This is a genomic window from Deltaproteobacteria bacterium (assembly GCA_009692615.1).
GTDB lineage: Bacteria > Desulfobacterota > Binatia > UBA9968 > UBA9968 > DP-20.
Window position 1 is genome coordinate 1 of sequence record SHYW01000172.1, and the last position, 7,584, is coordinate 7,584.

Consider the following 7,584-nt stretch of genomic DNA (forward strand, 5'->3'; position numbering starts at 1 on the left):
TTTCCCGCTTGCTCTGCTTTTTCTTTCTCGCCCACGCCAAACTCGCAAACGTTGTCTGCTCCCCCACGCTCTTTCCTCCCGCCTCACCTTGTCGGTCTTTCTGCTCTTCGTTATTAGACGACTTGCTAGATGACTTGTTCAGAGATTCCCTAAGTGAAACATGGGATCTTCATACCAAACCGGGTAGAGATGAAGCCCTCCACTTTGTTCGAGTGACTCAAGCACGAGTTTTACGCCGTCAGCATCATCTAAATCACCGAGGGCATTTGCAATATGTAATACAGCGAGACCGTTGTCAGGTTTTGATTCTAAAAACTTGAAGGCTGCGTAAAGTCGAAGATATTTGGAGTCGACGGATGAGTCTTGGATCAACTCTGGTCGTTCGATTCCAAACATGGCGACGTAGCCGTAGTCAACATCATACGCTGCCATGTAGTCATTCAAGATCCCTGCGGTGCTTTTTGGCAATCCAATTTTGGGGATTTCGATGGTGCCGATTTTAAACGATTCGCGGATGGACATGTGTCTACCACTTCACCGGTAGCGAGGATTTCTACTCTTCCGGCGCCCCGCCGGATGTCGCCAAATCTTCGACTTTGATTTTTTCGACGTTCATCTTTTGCGCCGCGCTGCTCATCCGTTCCAGCACATCGTCGAAGCTCAGCGGTGGAGCGTCTTTGGGGCGGAAGCGGATTGGGTTGATTCTCGCCACAACGAAACTCTTTAGGTAGGGGCTGGTGAGGCCTTTGGCTTTGAGGGCTTCGACTTTTTCGACGACGGTTTTGTCGAGGTCCATCAATGTTTTCGCTCGTTGGCGACGAACTTCGATTGCCGATTCAAGTGGCTTCTTTAGGAATTGGTCCGAACGGCGGAGGATCGGATGATAGGCGCCGCCGCTGAAGCGGCCGTTCTCTAGATAACAAAGGCCCAGCGTGATCAGGGCGGCTTCTTCGAATTCCAACGCATAGCTTTCCTCCGTCGCTTCATCGAGGGTCGCCAGCTCCTGGTACATTTTAATCACTTCCAGCGCGCGCTCGCGCAGGTTGTGCGCTTTCTCGGTGTTGAGTGCGAGAATTTGATACGCTGTTGCTGCTTCCGGCACGACGATGGCGATAATCGCTTTCGCGCCTAAAGTTTTCATCGCTTGTAAGCGGTGGTTGCCATTGGGCGTCCAGTAGCGGGTAGCGCTGTCTTTGACTTCCTTGCGCACGGCGACGATCGGATCGAGAAAGCGGCCGAGCTTGGCGATGACGGTTTCGAGTTTGCGCGCATGCGCGTCGGACAAATTACGTTGGAAGGGCGTCGGTTCGACTTGGTCGATGGGTAACGCGGCGATGACCAGCCACTGCTCGCCGAAGGGCTCGCGATAGGTTGTTAAAACTTTACCACCGTCCCGATCTATAGCATCTTGCAGCGCCGTGACATTACTGGGCGGCGTAGCGGCGAGAACTTCTTTGGCCGAAAGGCCGGTTGATTTACCGGCTAGCTTACGCCGTTTGCGCGGCGCGGTGGATTTCTTCTTCGCTTTTTTTTCAGCCATCGGCTTCGACCTCGGCTCGGATTGTGCCGCCGTTGCCGTCGTGTTGCGGCTCGAGTCTCTGCATCTTGGCTTTGGACATTACTATGCGCAGCGCCGTGCCGGCAACCAATGCGCCGCCGATAAGCACGGCTATCGGCGCGCCGGCGAATTCTGCAATGGTTCCGGCGAAGATGCCGCCGATGGGCGTCACTTCCCAAGCGAGTCCGGAGATGCCCATGACTCGGCCGCGCAACTGTTCGGGTAAATGCAATTGCAAGGTTTGGTTGACGCTGGTCATATAAAACTGGCTGGTCATTCCTAAGGCGAAGACCAAGCTCAACGACAACGAGTAAATCGGCGAGAGCGCAAACAGCATTAAAAAAATCCCGAACAGCGTCGCGCCCAGCGCGGTTTGCAAAACTTGCCGGCCGGTGTGAGAGAAAACCGCGGCCATCAACGCGCCGACCAAGGCGCCGGCACCGGCGGCGCTTTGCAAAAAACCGAAACCGCGTGAGCCGACGTGGAGAATGTCGCGGGCGAATATTGGCATTAGGATGACGTAGGACATGCCGAAGATGCTGTTGAAAAAAGTCAGGCCGATGAAGGTCAAGTAGAGTTCGTTGTGGCGAATGAAGTTCACGCCGTCTTTCATCTGCTGCAGCATGCCGCCGCGGCTGGCTGCGGTGGGCTGATGTTGCAAGCGGATGAACAGCCAGAGCGTTACCGCGCTCAGTGATGCGGCGAAGCAAAGATAATAGGTGACGGCGACGCCGAACAAATAGATCAATATCCCGGCGAGGGCCGGACCGGTGAGCTTGCACAGTTGCCAGACGGTGCCGCCGATGGCGACGGCGTTGGGAATATCTTCTTTGGGCACCATGTGCGGCAGGAGCGCCATGCGGCTCGGCCGATCGAAGGCGCGCACCGCACCGGAGATAAACGCGATGGTCATGACATGCCAGAGTGCGACCTGTTTGGCGAAGATCAAAGTTGCCAGGATTAAATAGAGCAGCGCGACGGTGGATTGCGCCGCGATCATGATGCGCCGGCGATCGGCGCGGTCGGCGATCACGCCGCCGACGAGAGTCAGCGTGATGGTCGGAATCGCTTGGCTGAGCCCGGTGAGGCCGAGCAGCAGCGGCGAGTTGGTGAGCTCGATCACCAGCCAGCTTTGCGCCACGAATTCCATATTTTGCGCCAACACCGAAGCGAGTTGGCCAAACCAATACAAGCGGTAATTGCGGTGGCGCAGTGCGCTCAGTGCGAGGCTGAAACGCCGTCGTGGATTAATCGCTATCATCTTTGACGAATTGAATGAGCGTGAGCATGCCGCGGATCCGAGTTGTAAATTAAAACCTCGCTCGATTGTAGAACCGAATGCTTCCTTTTATCATGAGCCAACATCTAAAGGGAAAGGCTATATTGCATGGCTCAATTCGATTACGATCTGTTTACCATCGGTGCCGGCTCCGGCGGCGTGCGCGCGAGCCGCATCTCGGCTTCCTTCGGCGCCAAAGTGGCGGTCGCCGAGGAACGCTATCTCGGCGGCACCTGCGCCAACGTCGGCTGCATTCCCAAGAAGCTCTTGGTTTACGCGGCGCACTACGGCGAGGATTTCGCAGATCACGGTGGTTACGGCTGGAGTACCGGCGAGCGGCGCTTCGATTGGGCCAAGCTGATTGCCAACAAGGACAAGGAGATCAACCGGCTGAACGGCGTCTACCGAAAACTTCTCGCCGACGCCGGCGTCAGACTTTTCGAAGGGCGCGCCGAGGTCGTCGACCCGCACACGGTGGTGATCGACGGCAAACAGATCACGGCGAAATATATTTTGGTCGCCGTCGGCAGCTGGCCGGCGGTGCCGACATTTCTCGGTTCGGAATTGGCGATTACTTCCAACGAAGTTTTTTATCTGCCGACGCTGCCGGGAAAAGTCATCGTTGTTGGCGGCGGATACATCGGCGTTGAGTTCGCCGGCATTTTTCACGGCTTGGGCGCCAAGACCACGCAGCTCTATCGCGGCGATTTGTTTTTGCGCGGCTTCGATAAAGATATTCGCTCAACCCTCGCCGAAGAGATGCGAAAACGCGGCATCGATCTGCGTTTCAATAGCGACATTGTGAAGATCGAAAAAAATCGCGGCGCGCTCACGGCGACGCTCGCCGACGGTCAAACCATTGAAGCCGAGCAGATCCTTTACGCCACCGGGCGCAACTCGAAGACGCCCGATCTCGGCTTGGAAAAGGCCGGCGTGAAGCTCAAAGCCAACGGCGCGGTGGTGGTGGACGATTATTCAAAGTCGAGCGTCGACAGCGTCTACGCCATCGGCGATTGCACCGATCGCATGATGCTCACACCGGTCGCTATCGCCGAGGGAATGGCGTTGGCCAACACGCTGTTCAATAACAAGCCGACCAAGCCGAGCTATATGAACGTTCCCACCGCGGTGTTTAGCACGCCCAACTGCGGCACCGTGGGGCTCACAGAAGAGGAAGCGCGCGGGCGCAATTTCAAGATCGACGTTTATCGCACCGCCTTCAAGCCGCTCAAACATACGCTCAGCGGCCGTGATGAACGGACCATGATGAAGCTGATCGTCGATCAAGCGAGCGACAAAGTGCTCGGTTGCCACATGGTCGGCGCCGACGCCGGCGAGATGATTCAGGGCTTCGCCGTGGCGCTCAACTGCGGCGCCACCAAAGCTCAGTTCGATCAGACCGTCGGTATTCACCCGACCGCGGCGGAAGAGTTTGTGACTATGCGCACCAAACTCGGTTAGGGGCGACGGCCTGGCAGATTAGCCTTGTTGGTCACCTGGGGTTGCAGGTCTGTCATATTTACCTTGGCGCCGCGGGACGGTGTGGCGCGTAAGTTCCAAAGAGTTATCAGCGTCCGCTGGCATATCGGTTGCTCCATTCAGGGTTGATCCGTAGCCCGGAAAAGGAGTCGCCAATGGACCGGTTAACTTTTCGCCACCAATTGCTCGCCACCATGGATCGCAAAGTTCATTGGGCCTGGCCGGCGTTCACTTCGGGTCGGGTGCCCAAGGAGCGGTTGCACTACCACTTCGAGCAAGAGTACGGCACGTACGTGCGCGACTTTCCGGTGATGGTTGGCTGGGCTTTTGTCCACTGTCCGATCGCCGAAGTGCGCCGCAGCTTGGCCGAGAATCTCTACGAAGAAGAAACCGGCGGGTTGGTCGCCGGCAACCCGCACCCTGAGCTGTTTCTGGAATATCCGCGCGGCTTAGGCATGGACGTTGAGCGCTTCAAGCATGTCGAACTGCTGCCGGCGGCGAAACGTTATCGCGACTTTCTCGACGCCGCCACCCAGCGCCAAGGTTGGGACGTTGCTGCCGCCATCGTGACAATTTTTATCGAAGGCACCAAGGATGACAGAGCGCTCTTCGATCCATCGGTGACAGTGCATGTGCCGCCTTTAGAGCAGCATCCGCTGGTCAAATTTTACGACATGCCGGTGGAACACTTGGCGTTGACAAAAGCGCATCGGCAAGTCGAAGCGCACCATCGCGCCTTGGCCTGGCGGGCGATTTTAGAATACGTCCACCCGACCCGCCGCGGCACGGTGTTGCGCGCCTTCGAAGAAGCGTTGCATCACTGGCTGCTGTACCGCGATGAAGTCGCCGTGACCTGTGGCATCGGGCTGAGTGAAGCGGGGATTTTTAGTAAGGCGATGTAGGTTGTCTGCTTGGTGTGTCGAAAGAGGGCGGGTCTGGACCCGCCCCTACGAATCTCAAATCTCTCCTCTGTGCTCTGTGTACTACTATACCGCACAATTTACGCGGCCTGCGCAAATCTTCTGCGTAGCCGATCCGTAGGGCGACCAGCCGGTCGCCCCTACGTCCCTTTTGTGGCCTTTGCGTTCTTTGCGGCCAATCTTCTTCGGTTGCGGCTGTGCCGCGCTAGGTCCTCTGTGGTGACCGGTCATCATCCGATCGCCTCGCCGCGATAACTCATCGCTAGTATCTGCATCGGATTGAGCGGCCGTTGGCCGTTGGCCTGTTCGATTTGAATCGCGGCTAACGGACAATCGGAGCAGGTGACTTTGGGCTCGCCTTCGGCCATTTGCTGGAACGCGCGGTTGCCCCATTTGAGCGATTGCTCGAAGTGCTCTTTCTTCATCGCCCAAGTACCGTCGTGGCCGGAGCATTCTTCGACGACTTTCACTTGGGTGTCCGGCAGCAACGACAGCACGTCGCGGGTTTTGTAGCCGACATTTTGCGCGCGCAGGTGGCACGGGATGTGGTAGCTGATATTGCCGGCGCCGGTTTTGAAACTTTTATTAAGTTTGCCTTGGCTCGCCAACTTCGCCAAAAATTCCATCGGGTCCATGACATTGGCCGCGACTTTCTTGGCTTCGTCGTTGCCGAGAAGGCGCGGATATTCTACCCGGAGCATTTGCGAGCAGGTAGGATTGGTCGCGATTACAGTGCGGCCGGCGTCGACGAAGGGCTTCAGGTAGGCGACGTTGAACTTCGCCGCTTCGATGGCGCCGTCCATGTCGCCGTTGTGCCACAGCGGCATGCCGCAGCAGCGCTCGTAGGCGATCTCGACATCGACATTATTCTGCGCCATGACTTCCAACGTGGCGTTGCCGATCTCCGGTTGATTGTAGTTGACGTAGCAGGTTGAGAAGAAGGCGATCTTCGCCGTCGGCTCTCCCTTGGTTGCTTTGCGCTGCGCGGCGAATTGTTTTGCAAACGTCGTGGAGGCGAAGGGCGGCAACTTCTTGTCCTTGTGAATGCCGAGGACGCTCTCCATCACTTTTCGATTCAAGGTATTTTCATTGCCCCAGTTGGCCAGCGGCGCGGTGGCGGTGGCGAGTTTTCCGATGAGATCGGGATTGCCCAACAGTTTATCCGCTAGCGGCACGCCGTTTTTTCTTACCTCCTGGGCTTTGGCCCGGGCCATCAGGCGCGGAAAATCGATTGCCCAGTCGTGGTCGCCGGGGGTGTAGGGGCACTTGATATAGCAGAGCTTACATTGGAAACAGTCGTCGACGATGGCGCGGACATCTTCGGTTTTTAATTTCTTCGTATCGACATCGGCGTACTTGCCTTCGACGCAATAGTCGTCAACCGCGTTGAATAATTTGGGAAAGCTGCCGCAATATTTGACGCACATGCGGCAGTCGGCGCACCGGCCAAAGATCCGTTCGGTTTCGGCGCGTAAATCTTTTTCGTCGTAATAGCGTGGGTCGGTGGGATCGTAGGCTGGATGGTTGATCACGGCTGGCTCCCTTCGAGATGGCGACGCCTCGAAACTCTTATAGCCGCCGGAAGCGGCTGGCGCAATGAATGGCGTTGTTAACGTTATTCTCGGTGCCGCGTCTAATCGAGCAAGGAGGTTCTTATGAAAGCAAAATCAACAATCACACTGTTCGCGGCGGGGCTGGTTTCGCTGGCGGTTTTCAACGTGCCGGCGCAGGCTGAGCCCAATCGCTGGAACCATTTTCCCCGGCATGATGTTCGACCGGTGGTAGCACGCCATGAAATTCGTCAGGACTGGCGCGAATTGCACAAGGATCGCGCCGAGCTGGCGCGGGATCAGGCGGAGCTTGGGCGCGATCGCGCCGACTTGCGAAACTTGTATCGCAGTCACGCGAGCCGCGGCGCCATAGATGGTAAGAGAGCCGAGATTCGTCAGGACGTTCGCGAGATCTACCAGGATCGTCGGGAGATTCGCGACGATTACGCAGAGCTGCGTCGCGACCGCGGCAACTTTGGCTCCGGCACCAATGGCCGGTTTGGCGATCGTCGGGATTGGAACCGCCAGGATAACGGCCGCTGGGGCCGCGGTTGGGATTACGGTAGAGATTAATCCACTCGCCAATTCCCGCTGGACTAATTCACGATTCCTCCAAGTCCCGGCAGGCGCCGCCTCCGGGACTTGGCTATTGTGTCGTGGCAACGTCAATATGTCATGTTAACAGCAACGCGATTATGTCAGGGTAGTGCGTTGGGTTGAGGTCGTAAGTTAGAAACCTGGCCATAGCGGAACCCCACCTTGTTGGAGTTGGTTCGATATAGGCCAAGTGTGTGCGTC

The 7,584-nt window shown here is 57.0% G+C and carries 7 protein-coding genes; 3 read left to right on the forward strand and 4 right to left on the reverse strand.

The window, feature by feature from the left end; all coding sequences use genetic code 11:
- Positions 1-138 precede the first annotated feature (138 nt).
- From EXR70_24450 to EXR70_24460, 3 genes are read right to left on the reverse strand one after another with little or no spacing between them, the layout of a single operon-like run.
- Complete coding sequence (locus EXR70_24450; protein MSP41649.1) at positions 139-522, reverse strand: hypothetical protein; 384 nt, start codon at positions 520-522, stop codon at positions 139-141.
- Positions 523-553: 31 nt separating this feature from the next.
- The gene (locus tag EXR70_24455; GenBank protein ID MSP41650.1) at positions 554-1,540 is read right to left on the reverse strand and encodes a chromosome partitioning protein ParB; all 987 of its coding nucleotides are present in this window, start codon (positions 1,538-1,540) and stop codon (positions 554-556) included.
- Entirely contained in the window at positions 1,533-2,819 is a 1,287-nt protein-coding gene (locus tag EXR70_24460; GenBank protein MSP41651.1) for an MFS transporter, read from the reverse strand. Before EXR70_24460 ends, EXR70_24455 begins: the two co-directional genes overlap by 8 nt.
- Positions 2,820-2,945: 126 nt before the next feature.
- Here EXR70_24460 and gor point away from each other — a divergent pair, with 126 nt between their 5' ends.
- Both gor and EXR70_24470 read left to right on the forward strand, forming a co-directional pair.
- Positions 2,946-4,298: a glutathione-disulfide reductase gene (gene gor / locus EXR70_24465; GenBank protein MSP41652.1), complete on the forward strand. Its 1,353-nt coding sequence runs from the start codon at positions 2,946-2,948 to the stop codon at positions 4,296-4,298.
- Positions 4,299-4,471: 173 nt separating this feature from the next.
- On the forward strand, positions 4,472-5,218 hold the full coding sequence (locus EXR70_24470) for a hypothetical protein (protein MSP41653.1): 747 nt from the start codon (positions 4,472-4,474) through the stop codon (positions 5,216-5,218).
- A gap of 248 nt (positions 5,219-5,466) precedes the next feature.
- Here EXR70_24470 and EXR70_24475 read toward each other — a convergent pair whose 3' ends face one another.
- Positions 5,467-6,855: an anaerobic glycerol-3-phosphate dehydrogenase subunit C gene (locus tag EXR70_24475; GenBank protein MSP41654.1), complete on the reverse strand. Its 1,389-nt coding sequence runs from the start codon at positions 6,853-6,855 to the stop codon at positions 5,467-5,469.
- 36 nt (positions 6,856-6,891) lie between these two features.
- On the opposite strand from EXR70_24475, the gene EXR70_24480 reads away from it, so the two are divergent.
- Entirely contained in the window at positions 6,892-7,359 is a 468-nt protein-coding gene (locus EXR70_24480; GenBank protein ID MSP41655.1) for a hypothetical protein, read from the forward strand.
- Positions 7,360-7,584: the final 225 nt, after the last annotated feature.